This window comes from Methylobacterium sp. E-045 (genome assembly GCF_022829685.1).
Classification (GTDB): domain Bacteria; phylum Pseudomonadota; class Alphaproteobacteria; order Rhizobiales; family Beijerinckiaceae; genus Methylobacterium.
The window spans coordinates 1-15,571 of record NZ_JAKSYE010000036.1; the positions used below are offsets into that span (position 1 = coordinate 1).

The window sequence follows — 15,571 nt, forward strand, 5'->3', positions numbered from 1 at the left end:
GCAATCGTGTCCACGCCCTTCATCCCCCTACACCACCCTCCGGTCGTACCGGAGGGCAGTCTGCGAGAACGAGGTTAGGGGGTCAGAATTGGACGCCGATCCCCCGCCTCACGGGGTCAAAGTTGCACGCCGAAACACAGCGAACCTGCGGATTCGGGAAGTTGCGACAGACATTAGTTTGACGAGTTATAAGGCGAAGGTGCTGGATAATACTGATCTCCCGCGTATCATTGTTGACCCGTTTGGCTGGGCTCAGAACCAAGCTTCGCGACATAAGATGCATATCATTGTCTTGTCGAATGGTCGCCGTTTAAATTAGGAGCATGTCAAGTACCCCACCCTGAAGGGAGGGGCTTGTAGATTCTCTTGTAAGCCGGATTGACCAGCGTTAGCCCGCGGCGCACGCGCTACGGGCTCCGTCCCGGACAGAACATCAAGACTGATCCTGCTGTGCTTCCACAGCCGCAGGCGCTCAAAAACCTCGATCACAGCCGCGAAAGGCAAAGCGCGGGAGGTCGAGGTCAGACGGGCCACCAGCCCGTCACCCAGTCCGGGACGTTGGCGAGGGGAGACGGCGGCCATCGCCACCTGGATGAAGTGGGTGACCCAGTGGGTGTTGGGGCGTGACGCCTTGAATTGCCGATTGACCCGGTTAAGCGGGCAGGCCGGATCGGGATCGTCGTTCGGATAGTCTTACCCCGCACGACGCCCCGTAGGCCCATCGCCCGCATCAGCCGCACGCCGATGCGCTGCGCCCCCACGATCACCTCCCGACTAAGCGGCAACACAATGTCGCGGCCCTATCGACCCACACAATCCGGCTAACGCATGCCAATGTGTGTCCAAAGCCAGGGCCAAGTCCGCACACCATCCAAAGATAAATTTTATTCATATTGCACTTTTATAGAAACAAGCACCCCTTGCTACGGAGAATAAAAACTAAATATTGCTTTTGACTACGAGGACCGTTCATTTTATACACAGTACTTCCTGGCACTGGCTGACGCCTCCCTCTCTTAAAATCAATACGGCGTCGGCTGTGAAAAATTATGGCACGTTCCAATAAAATGGAGATCGAAAGCGCTTTGTGTTCAATTTCGTGAACGTTAGCAAAAGCTACCCAGAACGCGGAGCGCTTAACGGCAATCTGGCGATTTCAAATATAACATTTGAAGTGCGGGATGGTGAGTTTCTCTGCTTGATTGGTCCATCGGGGTGTGGGAAATCAACTTTACTTAATATGATGGCCGGCTTCGATCGGCCGTCAAGCGGCGATGCGCGCTTTCGGGGGGCACCAATCGAGAAGCCCGGGCCCGACAGAACGGTCATTTTCCAAGACTATGGTCTGTATCCCTGGATGACCGTGGCCGAAAACATAGGCTTCGGCTTGAGCGCGAAATCGGTTGCAAAATTGGAGCGACGTCAGACCATCGCTCGTCTCGTCGAATTCGTGCGCTTGAGTGGATTTGAGGACCGTTTCCCCGACGAACTGTCAGGCGGGATGCGCCAGCGCGTTAGTTTGGCTCGTGCCTTGGCGCCTGATCCAAGTGTCGTTCTGATGGACGAACCATTTGCGGCACTCGACTCGATCACGCGAGATGCATTGCAGGAGGAATTGCTTCGCATCTGGGCAGTCTCCCATCAGACGTTCGTCCTCATCACCCACAACATCGAGGAGGCCGTCTTCCTCGCCGATCGGGTGCTAGTCATGAGCGGCCGGCCCGGGCGCGTCGACACTGTGGTCGACGTCGATCTCCCCCGGCCTCGGACGAACGCCGTCCGCGTTGATTCGCGCTTTGTTGCCCTCAAGGAGGAGATTTCGCGCCGTTTGCGCATAGGCGTCCTAGCACAGAATGGCGAGAGGTTTTGAACCATGCCGGAAGTATTAACGACGGCCAACGGCGCCTCACCCCTATCTCCGCGCGTGAAAGCGTCGCTATACACAGCGAGGCATTTGATCACGCGCAGCGCCCACGCGGTTAAACGCTTCATCCTTATACCCATACTCCTAGCCAGTTGGGAGATGGGGGTGCGCACCGGATGGCTGAACGGAAACCTAGTTCCCCCGCCGTCGGCTGTGCTGAGCGCACTTCGCGACCTCGCCTCGAGCGGTATGCTCTGGGAAGATACCCGTGCGAGCATTCAGCGCGTCACGATCGGCTTCGGTATCGCCGCGGCTTTCGGAAGTGCGTCTGGGCTGCTCCTCGGGCGTATTCGATGGCTGGCCTTCTATATCCTGCCCCTCATCGACCTCGTCCGTCCGATCTCGGTGATTGCCTGGATCCCGCTTGCAATCCTGTGGTTCGGCCTCGGCGACCAGCCGGCTTGGTTCATCATCGCCCTCGGCGCCTTCTTCCCGATCTTCAGCAATGCTTATCGGGGAGCGCTTTCCGTCGCCGAAATCCACCTGCGCGTGGCACGGTGTTTCGGTGCCGGTCGATGGCTCACGCTGCGGAAAGTGCTTCTGCCATCTGCCCTTCCGTACATCTTGACGGGTCTGCGCGTCGGGTTGGGAGTGGGATGGATGTGCGTGATCGCTGCCGAACTTATTTCGTCGACTTCGGGGCTTGGTTACCTGATCCAGCTCGCGCGCACGACGATCGAAACGGAGAAGGTTCTGGCCGGCATGGTCGTCATCGGGCTGGTCGGTCTCTGCATGAATGGCATCATGCTCGGACTCGAAAATTTCCTCATTCGTCGCCGTTGACGTCCCACACTCCATGCCAACTCTGAAGCGGATCAAGGTCAATGCAGCGTAGGCAATTCCTCGTCGGCTCGAGCCTCGCGGTCGGGGCTTTCTCAGGCCTTGCACCAATCCGGTCTCGCAGCCAGGAGCGCATCAAGGTTACACTCGGCTACCAGTCACTTTGGGCAGGAGGCGGCAGCGTCTTCGAGACGCTCAAGCACACCAATATCCTTGAACTGCACGGCGTGGACGCGAGCTTCAAGACGTTTACCTATGGCGGTCCCTTGGCGGAAGCTGCGGTGGCCGGCGCAATCGACAACATTTTCGCGGCGGATGCCCCGACGCTGCGGGCAATGGCGAGGATTCCAGGATCGAAGGTCCTTCAGCGCACGCATGATCAGCGTTTCGCCGTGATCGCACGGCCTGATTTCATAGGCGACCTCGCCGACCTGCGGGGCAAGCGCCTCTCCGGCCCATTCGCAACAACAGTCTTTCCCCGCTGCATTCAGGCCATCATCGCCGCAGGGGTGAGGGAGCCGTTCAAGGAAATTCGTATCGTAAACCAAGATGTGGCTGAGCAGGCCGACGCGATGCGAGCCGGAGCGGTCGATGCCGTGACAAGCTGGGATCCCACCTTCGAGAACCTGATACGGCAGAAGCTTGGCCGTGTCGTCTGGCAGGCCCCCCTCGGGGCTGGGTCTGGCATACAGGGGTTCTCGGGCCCGTGGCTGCAGCGCTACGGCCAGGACGGAGCGGTGCAACTCCTCAAGGCCTGGATCTCTGCCACTTGGTGGACCTCACGAAACATTGACCAAGCAGACGCTTGGTTCAGCAAGACGTCACGCCTCGACCCTCAAATTCTGACTGCGGCAGATAAAGCGGACCGTTATCTACGGTCGCCAGTGGCTGAGATTAAGACGCTTGATTTCTTGATTTCCGCGCAGGAGATTCAAGACACCCAAGGTGTTATCGACTTCCTGCATGACCAGAAGCTCCTGACTAATAGAATTGAAGCCGCACCCTTCTACGACATGGCCCCCCTGGAGCGCGCCCAGCGGGAGATCGCTGCAGGCGATCACGTCGATCTCAGCCGTATTACCATCACCGCCTGAGGCAAGCGAAATGGATCTACGGCTCGACCTTCCGGAACCTCCGGAGCCAGCAAGCTTCGCTGAAAGCCCGCTGTCCCATGCCCTAGCGCAGCCTCTGATGTTGGGATTGTTTCTTCCAATTCAGAGCGGTGCGTGGTCCCCGTCTCTCGAACCCCGCTCGACGTCATGGACCTTCGACTATAACGCCGAGCTCACGTTGCGAGCTGAGGCGCTGGGATTCGACCTAGTCTTCGGTCTGGCAGAGTGGGTCCGTCACCGCGGTTACGGCGGTGTATCCAGGTTTCGAGAAGAGTCGCTCGATCCGTTCATCACTGCGACGGCTTTGGCCGCGCTGACAACACGGATCATTCTCATCTCGACGATCCATATCCTCTACGGCCCGTGGCATCCGCTACACCTAGCTAAGTTCGGGGCCACACTCGACCACATTGCGGCCGGCCGTTGGGGCGTCAACATCGTCACCGGCTACGCTCCGCGCGAGCCCTCTATGTTCGGTATGAAGAAGATCGAGCACGACCTGCGCTATAAAATGGCCGATGAGTTTGCAACCATCCTGAAACAGCTTTGGCGTTCGAGCGAGGATGTCACAATCTCGGGAGATTATTGGCATCTAGATGCTGCCTTCGCGCGGCCAAAACCGCGCTTCGGTCGACCCATCCTCGTCAGCGCTACAGGCTCCCCGGCCGGCTTTGACTATGCGGGCCGGCACTCCGACATCGCTTTCATCACAAGCCCTGCCGGTGCCAAGTTAGTGAACGCGTTACCTGCGTTGCCACAGCACATAGCAGCGATCAAAGCGGCCGCGGGGAAATACGGGCGCAATCTTCGAACGATCATCAACCCCATGATCGTCTGCCGGGAAACCGATGCGGAAGCATGGGCTTATTACGATCGCATCGTCACGAACGCGGATCACGGGGCGGTCGAGGGCTATGCCCGACATCATGCCCTCGCTGACAGCAAAGCATGGAAGAACCACCTTCCGCAGGATCGAATTCTCGGCGGCAATGTCCATATCGTCGGTGGCCCGGAATACGTCACGGAGCAACTCTGTAATCTAAAGCGCGCCGGTTGCGACGGCTTGCAAATATCGTTCTTCGACTTCAAACCCGATCTCGAATTCTTTGGAACGCGCGTCCTTCCACTGATGCGTCAGGCAGGACTGCGGAAGTGACTGGCGCGTCCCCGAACCCAGAAGGGACAGGACTTCTGCAGGGCGTGAGGCATCCGCATTGGGACGGCTGCCCTGAGATCAGGCGCGCCACGTTGGGTCTTGGCCAAATGTCACGTGAATCAATCCTCCAGTTCTAAGGGGCTCACCTGCGCTTCAGCGCTTTCCTTCCCAGTGAATAATTCGCCCCCTGAGGGCGACGAGGACCAGGTCGCTTACGAAGCCGATCAGTCCGATGAGAATGATACCGGCGAACACGTAGGTCGTTCGAAAAAAGCTCGAAGCATCAAGGATCAGGAAGCCGAGACCGCGATCCCCGCCGAGCAACTCGGCCGCGACGAGAATGGTCAGGCCGGTGCCCATCGCGACGCGCAGCCCCGTCATGATCTGAGGCAGCGCGGTGGGAAACACCACGAAGCGGAACGTCTGCCAACCGGACGCTCCCATGGATTGAGCGGCCCGAAGCGTGTCGAGCCCACACGCCCGTGCGCCGGCTTGGGCGTTCACCATCGTGATCAGGAAGATCGAGAGGAACATCAGCAGGATCTTCGAGGTCTCGCCGATTCCGAACCAGAGAATGAACAGGGGTATGAGGCCCAGCGGCGGGATCGGACGGACAATTTCGGAGGGCACCAGGAACAGGGCATCGATCTCGATCACACGGCCCCGCAACAGGCCGACCATGGTGCCGCAGACGGCGCCGGCGACGAACGCGATGCCGACGCGACGCAGGCTGGAGACCACATGCGTGCCAAGATCGACGCCAGAATAGCCTTCGGCGACCATGTCCTTCAGGGCAGCGAGCACGGCCAGCGGAGGCGGCAGCAGGATCGGCGTTACCAGCTCCTGCATCGTCACGAGGGCCCAGAGAGCCAAGAGAGCCAGCGGTGAGAGCACGGCCAGAATCCGGTAGCGCCACGGAACCGTGTTTCTGTTCAAGGGAGCCTCGCCGCGCGGATGTTCAATGGGAATGCCGCATGGTCCGGTAGATCGCTTCGCGCAGTCGGAGGAAGGCGGGAGCAAGGCGGTTCTCGGACGACGCGCGAGGGGCGTTCAGTTCCACCGCGAACGCCTCGAACTGGCCCTGACGGAGGTTGTCGATGAGGAAGACACGGTCTCCCAGAAACACCGCCTCGTCGATACTGTGCGTCACGAAGACGATCGTGCACCCGGTGCGGTCGCGCAGCCGCAGGACCTGCTCCTGCAGGTCCTCCCGCGTCTGCACGTCGAGCGCCGAGAACGGTTCGTCCATGAGCATCACGCGCGGGCGGGCGGCGAGCACGCGGGCGAGGCCGACGCGTTGGCGCATGCCGCCGGACAACTCGTACGGATACGCATCCTCCCGGCCTGCGAGGTCGACGAGGGCGGCGGTTTCTTCGGCCACCTGTCTCCGCTCGCGCCTGGGGCGCCCGGCACAGCGCAGGCTGAACGCGATGTTCTCCGCCACCGTCATCCAGTCGAACAGGGCCGCGGCCTGGAACACGACGCCTCGATCGGGGCCGGGGCCGGAGATTTCGGCCCCGTCGACGAGGGCCCTGCCTTCGGTCGGGCGGAGAAAGCCGGCGATGAGATTGAGGATCGTCGTCTTGCCGCAGCCCGACGTTCCCAGGAGCGAGACGATCTCGCCGGAGCCGATCCCGAAGGAGACGTCGCGCATCACCGTTCGATCGCCGTACGCGAAGCCAACCCGGTCGAACGTCAGGACCGGCCGCTCCGTCGCCGCTCCCGGCTCGGTCGTGCCGACGGATTTCGACGTAGTACCGATCACCTGGCGTCACCGATCACTTGGACGCGCCCGATCACTTGGACGCACCGGACAATGCGGTCTGGATCGGCCGGGTGTCGAACAACCCCGTCCAGTCGGCAGGCAGGGCCTGGATGCGCTTCTCGGCGACGAGGAAGGCACCGATGCCCTGGAGGTGCTTCATGAGACGCGAGTCGATCTCCTGTCCCGGCGCCCCGAGAAAGTCCGCGGTCAAGGTCTGCCGAAAGGTCGGATGCGCTACGTTCTGACCGGCGACGAGGCGGTCGAAGTCCGGGTCGTCCATGCCGATCCGCTTCGCCTCGGCGGCCCGAACGGCGGCCGGGTCCCTGCCGTAGGCCGTCTGCGCTTGGTCCCAGGCCCTGAGGAAGCGCTGGACCGTTTCGGGGTTGCCCGTCACGAAGGGCTTGCGCCCGACCCAGACGCCTCCCGTTATCATGCCGAGGCTCCGGGTCGAAGCGATGGGCTTCGCACCCTGACGCTCCATGGCACCGACGTTGGGCTCCCAGACGAAGGCGGCATCGATCTGGCCGGCCGCGTAGGCCGGGGGCATGTTGGCCGGGCTGAGATTCACGAGGCGCACGTCGTCGGCCTTCAATTCCGCCTGAGCGAGGGCCCGCAGCAGGTGGTAGTGGCTAGTTGAGCCGATGGCGACGCCGACCCTCTTGCCCCTCAGGTCCGACGGAGTCTCGATGCCCGCGCCCGGGTTGACCACCAGCCGGACATTCGTCGCATCGATCCGTTCCATGAACAGAATCGCGATGGGGAGCCCGTTCGCGTAGCCGGTCACCGCCGGAAACTCGCCCATCCAGGCGAGATCGACCTCGCCGGCCGCCAGGGCCGGCAGCATCGCCGGGCCAGCCGGGAACTGAGCCAGGGTGACAGCGAGCCCGTTGGTCTCGAACAGACCGGCCTTGAGTGCGTGAGAGAGCAGGACGTTCACCTCACCGGTCTGAAAGCCGATCCGGAGGGGCAGCGTCTCCTCCGCTCGCCCCCCCGTGGTTCCGAGGAACAACGAGCCGAAAAGGGCGAGCCAGAATGCAAGGCGGGTCATGGACGGAATCTCCGCGAGACGGTCGAGGGGTTTCATTCGCTACCGAGTAGGTCGAGAACCGTGAGTGCCAGGATACGGGTGGCGGCCACGGCCTTGGCGATGTCGATGTACTCGTTCACCGGCGGCCAACCGTCCTCGCCGGGGCCGAACGTTACGGCGGCGTGGCCGCGCTCCGCGAACCGGATCGTGTCGTTGAAGGCGTTCTTCCGATAGATCTGCGGCGCTTCGCCGAGCAGGCGCTCGTAGGACCGGGCGATGGCCGCGGTGGGCTGGGCCGCTTCGTCCTGCTCCAAGGTTCCGTCGACGAAGAGCGCACCCGGATAGGGACGGGTGCTGGCCCGTAATTCGGGGTCCGCCGCCGCCGCCGATGCAATCACCGCGTCGATGTCGGCCATCACCGTCTCGACGCTCATGCCGGGAAGGATGCCGACGACGGCCATCACGGCGCGACAGAGATCGGGGGTGAACTGCATCTCTCGCGGCAGTCCCCCCGAGACCCGCAGGATCGTCGTGCGGGGCGGCGTACCGCCGGCGAGACGAGCGGGCTCGTGAGCGAAGGTCATCGTCTCGAGGGCCGGGAGCAGGCGGGCCATCTTGGCGACGGCGTTCACGCCCGTGTCAGGCCGCCAGAGATGGGTCTTTACGCCCCGCGTCTCGACTTCGACGAGGACGTGGCCGCCATTGGCAACCGCGATGCCCATGCCCCAGGAACGACCCGCCCCCTGGGAGCCATCCGGCTTCGACCAGCCCGTCGGCTCGCAGACGATGGTGTAGTCTGCGCGCAGGCCATGCTCGTCGAGGAGAAAAATCGAGCCGTCCGGACCGTTCTTCTCCTCGTCGACGGTGTAGACGCAGCTCAACGACCCCTTGAGCCGTATACCGGCCTCCTGGATCGCGCGGACCGCGAGGAGGGTGCAGGCGAGGTTGCCACGGGTGTCCGATGTCCCCCGGGCGTAGAGGCGCCCGCCATGGCGCGTCGGCTTGAACGGGTGGCCGTTCGTCATGGTCCAGGCCGACCAGTCGCCCGCCGGGTAGGTGTCGAGATGATCGTTCAGAATGAGAGAGGGGCCTTGCGGGTCCGAGCCCGGCAGGACGGCGATGACGTTGGGCCGTCCCGGGCGCTTGGCGACAAGGTCGACGGACAGGCCCATGTCCTCGAGGAGACCGGCGATGAACAGGGCCGCCGCCTCCTCCCGGGCGGGCGGCTCGTCCGGATCGAGGGGGTTCTCGGCTTCGGGCTGGCCGGCAGGGATCAGGGCACAGGCGAGAGCGAGCCATGCATGCTCGTCGATTTTCTCGAGAACCCGTCGCTCTGTGTCGGAGAAATTATCCTGCTCCATCGAAACTAACTCCATCACCGATACCGTCACTCTATTTCCAGACCGTTTTTCGGTGCATTCGCAGTTATATCGAGACAAATCCCCCGAACGGCGGGGTGTCATAGCTTGGATTGCTATGGACGCCGCAGATGAAGCCGCCAGTTCGACCTTCAGATGGACGCATGAGAAACCGAAGCAATTAATTGACGCGCTTACGTCGAAGGGCGCCCTTTTTCCACGGTGGACATTCGCTGGGCAGCATCGTCGTGCCTCGCCCATGTGATCGGCCCGCCGTCGAAGCGGTGAGGCCGGTCCTGCGCCGTCGCCCGCTCGATGGCCGCCGCCACGCGGATTACGAGCGCTTCCCCCAGGGCCGGCCCAACGACCTGAAGACCGATGGGCGATCCGTCGGCGGCGGTGCCAGCGCACAGGGAGAGCGCGGGTTGCCCCGTCAGGTTGAAGGGATAGGTGTACATGGACCACGAGATCGGTCCTCGCCCGGCCAGACGGGCGGGGGCATTCCATCCGATGCCGAGGCTTGAGATCGGAAGCGTGGGGGTGATCAGGACATCGAAGTAATTGAGCCAGCGCGCCATGCGGTCGCGGAGCGCGAGGCGTTCGGCGGTACGGTTGCCGTCTCCCTCACGACCCTGTCGCTGGGCCCAGTCGAGCCGCTCGGCGACGGCGGGATCGAGGAGCTCGCGCTGGTTCAGGAGGATAGGGCGAAGGTGGGTGCCGACACCGCCGTAGAATTCGGATGACCAGATCGGCTCCGGGTCCGTGTCGAGTATCTCCTCCACCTCCTCGACGCGCGCGCCCTCGTTAGCAAGGGCCAGGACGCGGCTCCGGCCGATCCGCACGATGTCCGCATCAGCTCGGGCGTATCCGAGGGTCGCGCTCCAGGCGATGCGCACCCCCTCGACGGAGGACCGCAGGGCGGTGAGGAGATCGGGCGTCGGACCGGCGATGGAGAACGGGTCGCGCGGGTCGTACCCGGCCAGAACCGACGTCAGCAACGCCGCATCTCCGACCGTACGGGCCAGGGCGCCGACATGGGCCAGGGTCGGCGTGGCGGTCGGGGGCCAGACCGGCACGCGGCCGAACTGAGCCTTGAATCCGACGAGGCCCGTCAGTGCGGCGGGAATCCGAAGCGATCCGCCGCCATCCGTCCCGACAGCGAGGGAGGTGATGCCGGCCGCCACGGACGCCGCGGCGCCTGCGCTCGATCCGCCAGGGGTCTTACTGAGGTCCCGGGGATTTCGCGTGATGCCGGTCGCAGGCGAGTCCCCGACCGCCTTGCACCCGAACTCGCTCGTCGTCGTCTTCCCGATGAGAATGGCGCCCTGAGCCCGCACTCGTTCGACGACGGGCGCGTCCACCGTCGCGGTGATCCCGGCCCTCGACCGGGAGCCCATTTCCCAGGGCTCCCCGGCCACCGCAATCAGATCCTTGACCGAGACCGGCAGGCCGTGAAGCGGACCCGTCGGGTCACCCCGCAGGATGGCCGCTTCCGCCCGCCTTGCGGCTTGGCGCGCGGAGACCGGCATCAGGCAGGAGAAGGCGTTGATCGTGGATTGCGTGGCTTCCGCCCGGCGAAGGGCGCGTTCGGTCAGTTCGACCGGCGAGACCTGCCTGGCGGCGAGGAGCCCGCGCAACTCTATCGCCGACAGGAGGTCGAGGTCGCTCGCGTCGTCCAGGACCGCCATCATGCGGCCCCGCCCCGGTGGGCATCCATCGCGGACTCGAACCGTGCCGCGAGGCCGGCGACGGTCCCGTCGTGTCCCGCGAGGCCGATGAAGGACAGGGAGGAGGGCAGGCCGTCGGTGCGGACCGATCCCGGAACCGCGACCGCGCACAGGTCCATGGGATTCACGAAATAGGTGTAGCGGCCCATCACGGCATTACGCGCGACCGGCTCGGCCAGCATGTCGGCGATCGTATAGAGTGTCGGCACGGTCGGCACCACGAAGGCCGCGAAGGGGGCCAGCGCTGCGCGGGCCCATCGCCGGGCCTCCGTAAGTTGGCGGATCGCGTCGAATGCGTCCTTTGCCGAGTAGCGCAGCCCCGGCTCGATGGCGGCCCGGACGACGGGATGGATGGTCTCCGGCCGCCCGGTCACCACGTCCCAGTAATCCACCAGCCGCTCGGCCACGAGGGCGGATTGGAAGACGAGGCGGCCCGCCGCCGCGAACGGATCGAAATCAATCTCGACGAGCGTAAAACCGAGAGCTTCGAGGGTTTCGAGATTGGCACGATGCGCCGCCTCGGCAGCGCGATCCGTCTCAAAATCGAGCTGGTCAAGCCGTGGAACGGCGATCTCCCGCGGGAGATCGCCTAGAGGCGCGGCCACCGGGGGAGGGAGATCCCGCCGGCTGGCGGGGTCGAGGGGGTCGAACCCCGCGATGGTCTGGAGAATCTCGTTCGCGTCGGCGCAGGTGCTGGCGAAGACCGGAATGCAGTCGAGGAAGCGGCTGTTGTACAGGAGGCCCCGGCCGCTCACGAGACCGATGCTCGGCTTCACGCCGACGATGCCGTTGCAGGCCGCCGGCACCCGGCCAGAGCCCCCCGTGTCGCTCCCAAGAGAGAAGGCGACGAGGTCGCGGGCGACGGCGACCGCCGAACCCGAACTCGACCCGCCGGGAATGTACGAGGGATCGATGGCGTTCCGGCACAGCGGCTCGGGACTGCGCGTGCCGTTCAGGCCCGTAGCGAACTGGTCCATGGTGTTTTTGCCGACCAGCACGGCACCCGCCGCCTCCAGGGCGAGGACGGCGGCGGCGCTGGCCTCCGGTTCGAGGGAGAGGCCGGGACAGTTCGCCGTCGTCTTCATCCCCGCGACATGGAGATTGTCCTTCACGCAAAAGGTCAGGCCGAGAAGCGGCCGGTCCGCGCCCGCGCGAGCCTCGGCGGCGGCGGTACGGGCCCGGTCGACTGCGATCCCCGCCGGGACGAGGGCAGTGAAGCAGCCAGTTCCATAAAGTAAGACCCGACGGCAGCTCTCCGCGACGATCGCCACGGGATCGGCCCCCTCTGACAAAGCCGCACGCACCGAAGCCAACGTCATGGCGAGGGTCTGAAAATCACTCATCGCTGTTCCGTTAGGTTCACCTCAACGGCCTGGCCGGGCTTCGTCAGCCTCGAACACATGCCGGCTCTCCTGCCTGATCAGGTCCAGGCATTCCTTCTTGAGCGCCAGGAAATGCGGATCGACGGCAAGGTCAACGGAGCGGGGGCGGGGAAGATCGACGGCGATCTCCCTCAGGATCCGGCCCGGCCCGGCGCTCATGACCAGGATCCTGTCGGCTAACAGGATCGCTTCCTCGATGTCGTGCGTGACGAAGACGATCGTCGCGCTGATCCGCGGCCACAGCCTCAAGAGGTTATCCTGCATGATGGAGCGGGTCTGCGCATCGAGGGCTCCAAAGGGTTCGTCCATGAGGAGGATGCCCGGCCGCGTGGCGAGCGCCCGCGCAATCGCCACGCGCTGCTGCATGCCGCCCGACAGTTCATGGGGATACGCGCCCGCGAACCGGCCAAGGCCGACCATGTCGATCAGCGCGTCGGCCTGCCTCAGGGCCTCGGCCTTCGAATGCCCGGCCATCCGGGGACCGTGGGCGATGTTGTCCCGGGCGGACTTCCAGGGGAACAAGTTCGGCTGTTGGAACACCACGGCACGATCTGGACCCGGACCAACGACCTCCGACCCGGAAACCCGTATCGTCCCGGACCGGAGCGGTTCGAAGCCCGCGATGGCGTTGAGGAGTGTCGACTTTCCGCAGCCGGAAGGCCCCAGCAAGCAGACGAATGCGCCGCGGGCAATCCGAAGCGAGACAGCGTCTACCGCGATTGTGGATTTGCCTCCCCGCTCAAAAACGATCGAGGCCCCCTCGATCTCGATGGCAGGCTCCGCCGATCCCAGGGCGGCTTGGCCGTACTGTGACGGCATCATCGCCACCAGACCAGGCGCGCGGCGGCTGCAGCAAATGCGCGATCGGCCAGGAAGGAGACGAGCCCGAGTACGACGAGGCCGCCGAGCACCAGGCCGGTCTGCATGTTCTGCTGGGCAAGGGCGATCCGGTAGAAGACGCCCGAAAAGGCCCCCGCGAGTTCGGCGGCCACCAGGGTATAGAACGAGATGCCGACGGCTGTGCGAAGGCCGACGACGATGTAGGGCAAAGCACCGAGGAAAATGATCTCCCAGTGCAGGCGCAGGCGCGGGGTGCCAAGCATCTGCGCTGCTCTGATTAGGCCTCGATCCACTTTTTGAACCCCAAGATGGGTCGACAGCCAAACGGTGAAGAACACGCCCCAGAAGATGAGAAAGATTTTGCCCGACTCCGCAAGTCCGAACCACAGGATGACGATGGGCACGAAGGCGATCGGCGGGATGGGCCGCAGGATTTGGAAGACCGGGCCGAGGAGCCGAGCAACAAATGAGATGCGTCCGGTCAGAATGCCGACCCCGACGCCGCAGGTGGATCCCAGCAGGAAGCCCACAGCAACCCGCGCAAGGCTCGCGGCTAGGTCCGACGGCAGTTCACCAGAGATCAGCCATTCGTGCAGCGCCTGCGCCACGACAGTCGGCGGCGGGAAGAGCACGGTGTTGACGATGCCCGCCCGCGACACGGCTTCCCAGATCAGGAGGAACAGCGGGAGCGACAGGTATCCCACGGCAGCATTAAGGAGCGAACCGATGCGACGGGTTACTGCGCTCCTACCGACGGGAGATGCCTCGAGCGAATGACCCGTTGACATCGCCGCGGGTGAGGGAGCTTGAGAACGTGAGACAGGAAATGCAGCAATACCCGTCACGTCTCAGCCCCCCGTATAGGTGACGCGAGACGGATCGAGGCTCCGCAGGGGGGCGGGGATTACGAACTTGGAAAAGTCCGGGACCGCTGTGACGCCTGGTGGATGGTTCTTGGTATCAAGTCGCCATTGGGCGTGGGTCTTTAATGCGTCGATCTGCTTCTCACCAATCGCGACGTGAAACACGTAGTCGCTCCAGATCTCCGTCAGATCCTCGGCTTTCATACCGACGGCCTTTGCAATGATCCTAATCGCCTCGTCCGGGTTCTGCTTTAACCAAGTCTCAGATTCGATCAGAGCGGCCAGGAAGCGATCAACGACCTGACGATGTGTCGTGAGGTAATCCTGCGTGACGACAATGTTGAAGGTCTCGGCATAGACGCCTCTCGTGTCGAGCGGGACGACCTTGTCGCCCAGGGCCCGGCGGCCGTTGGCGATATGCGGCTCCCAACTGTTGAATGCATCAATGCTGCCAGATGCCAAGGCGGGCAGCATCTCTTGTGGCTTCAAATTGACAAGCGTTACGTCTTTGCTCGTAAGGCCGGCCTTTTTGAGAAGTTCCGTTGTATAAACTTCACTGCCCGTGCCGGCGGTGTAGGCGATGGTCTTTCCTTTCAACGAGGCCGCTGTCTGGATGCCCGACGATCGGAGCGTCAAGGTCTTGTCGTCCGAATACTCCATTCCAGCAACAAACGCGATGCTTTGCTGGGCCATAGCCGCAGCTGTCACGGGCGCTTCGGCTGTTGTCGCGATATCAGCGCCGCCTCCGATCACCGTGTCCAGACATTGCTTACCGCTGGTGAAGTTGCTGATCGATATGTCTAGACCATTTTTCTCAAAAAGCCCTTTCGCCTTCGCGACAATGGTCAGTCCTGAGATGGGCGACAGGTTCTGCGCAAGGCGTGCCTTAATGAGTTCGCCCGTCTGCGCGTGAGATGAAGACGTGAAGACGAGACTGATGAAGACGAAGGCAGCAGCTTTTCCGAATACGCTCATGATTTCTCCGGTTTTGTTGGCGAACTCGGGTCTGTGAATGCGCGGAAGCACACGGCTCGTAGCGCGTTGCATAAACGGCTTTGGCGGGTTCGGCCGGCAGGACGTGTTGCAGACAGCTTCAATGGCCAATTAGGTATGGTCATCCGCCCGCCTGGAGCGAGCAATTAATTTCATCTCAAGCGCACGATAGATTTGCTAATCACAGCGTATGAGAGAGAATTTGGATCTCCGAAGCATCGTAAGAATGTCAAATCTACTTTTTGCTTTCAAATGCTGGGGTTGCGACTGAGAATTGTGAACCTCCAGTCTGTCGCTAGCCCGGCTGAAAAAGGGAGGGTCTCACAACCGTAGAGTAACTCATTCACTGAAGTGCTGAGGAGCAAGAATGAAGCAAAACTCGTCCGAGGTGGAGGCCGGAGGAGGCCGTAATTAAAGACGTCCGCCTGCCCGAGCACCGGGAGGTCTTGGATGAGCAGGAGATCTGCATCGTGCTGAAGGCCATTCCGGTGAGGGGTGCATCACCAAACTTGCAGTCGGGAGGGGATCTTTGCCGCGATGACCGACGGCCGTAGAGGAGTCGCTTGAAGGGCGCAAAGAGGCCGCTGGCCGGCGACAGGGGCTGAACCGCTACCGCCGACAAGGTCAAGGAGCTGCGCCACGAG

The 15,571-nt window shown here is 63.0% G+C and carries 13 protein-coding genes and 1 pseudogene; 4 read left to right on the top strand and 10 right to left on the bottom strand.

All coding sequences use genetic code 11. The features are described from left to right. Nucleotides 1-585: 585 nt before the first annotated feature. Nucleotides 586-737, bottom strand: a pseudogene (locus tag MKK51_RS04695) (IS3 family transposase); the annotation flags it as partial. Between the two features lie 350 nt (nucleotides 738-1,087). Here MKK51_RS04695 and MKK51_RS04700 point away from each other — a divergent pair. From MKK51_RS04700 to MKK51_RS04715, 4 genes are all read left to right on the top strand, one after another. Continuing rightward, entirely contained in the window at nucleotides 1,088-1,870 is a 783-nt protein-coding gene (locus MKK51_RS04700; protein WP_243975296.1) for an ABC transporter ATP-binding protein, read from the top strand. 159 nt (nucleotides 1,871-2,029) lie between these two features. Next, nucleotides 2,030-2,707, top strand: coding sequence for an ABC transporter permease (locus MKK51_RS04705; protein ID WP_243975297.1), 678 nt, complete (start codon nucleotides 2,030-2,032; stop codon nucleotides 2,705-2,707). Between the two features lie 41 nt (nucleotides 2,708-2,748). Further along, nucleotides 2,749-3,798: an ABC transporter substrate-binding protein gene (locus MKK51_RS04710; RefSeq protein WP_243975299.1), complete on the top strand. Its 1,050-nt coding sequence runs from the start codon at nucleotides 2,749-2,751 to the stop codon at nucleotides 3,796-3,798. A 10-nt stretch (nucleotides 3,799-3,808) separates the two neighbouring features. Further along, nucleotides 3,809-4,972: an LLM class flavin-dependent oxidoreductase gene (locus MKK51_RS04715; RefSeq protein WP_243975301.1), complete on the top strand. Its 1,164-nt coding sequence runs from the start codon at nucleotides 3,809-3,811 to the stop codon at nucleotides 4,970-4,972. A 153-nt stretch (nucleotides 4,973-5,125) separates the two neighbouring features. Here the strand turns inward: MKK51_RS04715 and MKK51_RS04720 are convergent, their stop codons facing one another. The 9 genes from MKK51_RS04720 to MKK51_RS04760 all read right to left on the bottom strand — a co-directional run bounded on the left by MKK51_RS04720 (nucleotide 5,126) and on the right by MKK51_RS04760 (nucleotide 14,909). Next, nucleotides 5,126-5,908, bottom strand: coding sequence for an ABC transporter permease (locus tag MKK51_RS04720; protein WP_243975303.1), 783 nt, complete (start codon nucleotides 5,906-5,908; stop codon nucleotides 5,126-5,128). Between the two features lie 22 nt (nucleotides 5,909-5,930). Then, nucleotides 5,931-6,737 carry an ABC transporter ATP-binding protein gene (locus MKK51_RS04725; RefSeq protein WP_243975305.1) on the bottom strand — a complete coding sequence of 269 codons (807 nt, stop codon included), beginning with the start codon at nucleotides 6,735-6,737 and terminating at the stop codon, nucleotides 5,931-5,933. Nucleotides 6,738-6,768: 31 nt separating this feature from the next. Further along, nucleotides 6,769-7,785 carry an aliphatic sulfonate ABC transporter substrate-binding protein gene (locus MKK51_RS04730; RefSeq protein WP_243975307.1) on the bottom strand — a complete coding sequence of 339 codons (1,017 nt, stop codon included), beginning with the start codon at nucleotides 7,783-7,785 and terminating at the stop codon, nucleotides 6,769-6,771. Between the two features lie 32 nt (nucleotides 7,786-7,817). Then, nucleotides 7,818-9,125: a M20 family metallopeptidase gene (locus tag MKK51_RS04735; protein WP_243975309.1), complete on the bottom strand. Its 1,308-nt coding sequence runs from the start codon at nucleotides 9,123-9,125 to the stop codon at nucleotides 7,818-7,820. Between the two features lie 191 nt (nucleotides 9,126-9,316). Continuing rightward, entirely contained in the window at nucleotides 9,317-10,813 is a 1,497-nt protein-coding gene (locus MKK51_RS04740) for an amidase (RefSeq protein ID WP_243975311.1), read from the bottom strand. Continuing rightward, nucleotides 10,810-12,192, bottom strand: coding sequence for an amidase family protein (locus tag MKK51_RS04745; protein WP_243975313.1), 1,383 nt, complete (start codon nucleotides 12,190-12,192; stop codon nucleotides 10,810-10,812). The genes MKK51_RS04740 and MKK51_RS04745 overlap by 4 nt, the downstream gene beginning before the upstream one ends. Before the next feature lie 21 nt (nucleotides 12,193-12,213). Continuing rightward, nucleotides 12,214-13,053: an ABC transporter ATP-binding protein gene (locus tag MKK51_RS04750; RefSeq protein ID WP_243975358.1), complete on the bottom strand. Its 840-nt coding sequence runs from the start codon at nucleotides 13,051-13,053 to the stop codon at nucleotides 12,214-12,216. Beyond that, nucleotides 13,050-13,775: an ABC transporter permease gene (locus MKK51_RS04755; protein WP_227437595.1), complete on the bottom strand. Its 726-nt coding sequence runs from the start codon at nucleotides 13,773-13,775 to the stop codon at nucleotides 13,050-13,052. The genes MKK51_RS04750 and MKK51_RS04755 overlap by 4 nt, the downstream gene beginning before the upstream one ends. 144 nt (nucleotides 13,776-13,919) lie before the next feature. Further along, complete coding sequence (locus tag MKK51_RS04760; protein WP_243975314.1) at nucleotides 13,920-14,909, bottom strand: ABC transporter substrate-binding protein; 990 nt, start codon at nucleotides 14,907-14,909, stop codon at nucleotides 13,920-13,922. Nucleotides 14,910-15,571 lie beyond the last annotated feature (662 nt).

Bases quoted from the DNA above. Each gene is read 5' to 3' on its own strand.
- MKK51_RS04730 (WP_243975307.1), bottom strand. From the start codon at position 7,785: ATGACCCGCCTTGCATTCTGGCTCGCCCTTTTCGGCTCGTTGTTCCTC.
- MKK51_RS04750 (WP_243975358.1), bottom strand. From the start codon at position 13,053: ATGATGCCGTCACAGTACGGCCAAGCCGCCCTGGGATCGGCGGAGCCT.
- MKK51_RS04735 (WP_243975309.1), bottom strand. From the start codon at position 9,125: ATGGAGCAGGATAATTTCTCCGACACAGAGCGACGGGTTCTCGAGAAA.
- MKK51_RS04760 (WP_243975314.1), bottom strand. From the start codon at position 14,909: ATGAGCGTATTCGGAAAAGCTGCTGCCTTCGTCTTCATCAGTCTCGTC.
- MKK51_RS04740 (WP_243975311.1), bottom strand. From the start codon at position 10,813: ATGATGGCGGTCCTGGACGACGCGAGCGACCTCGACCTCCTGTCGGCG.
- MKK51_RS04715 (WP_243975301.1), top strand. From the start codon at position 3,809: ATGGATCTACGGCTCGACCTTCCGGAACCTCCGGAGCCAGCAAGCTTC.
- MKK51_RS04710 (WP_243975299.1), top strand. From the start codon at position 2,749: ATGCAGCGTAGGCAATTCCTCGTCGGCTCGAGCCTCGCGGTCGGGGCT.
- MKK51_RS04745 (WP_243975313.1), bottom strand. From the start codon at position 12,192: ATGAGTGATTTTCAGACCCTCGCCATGACGTTGGCTTCGGTGCGTGCG.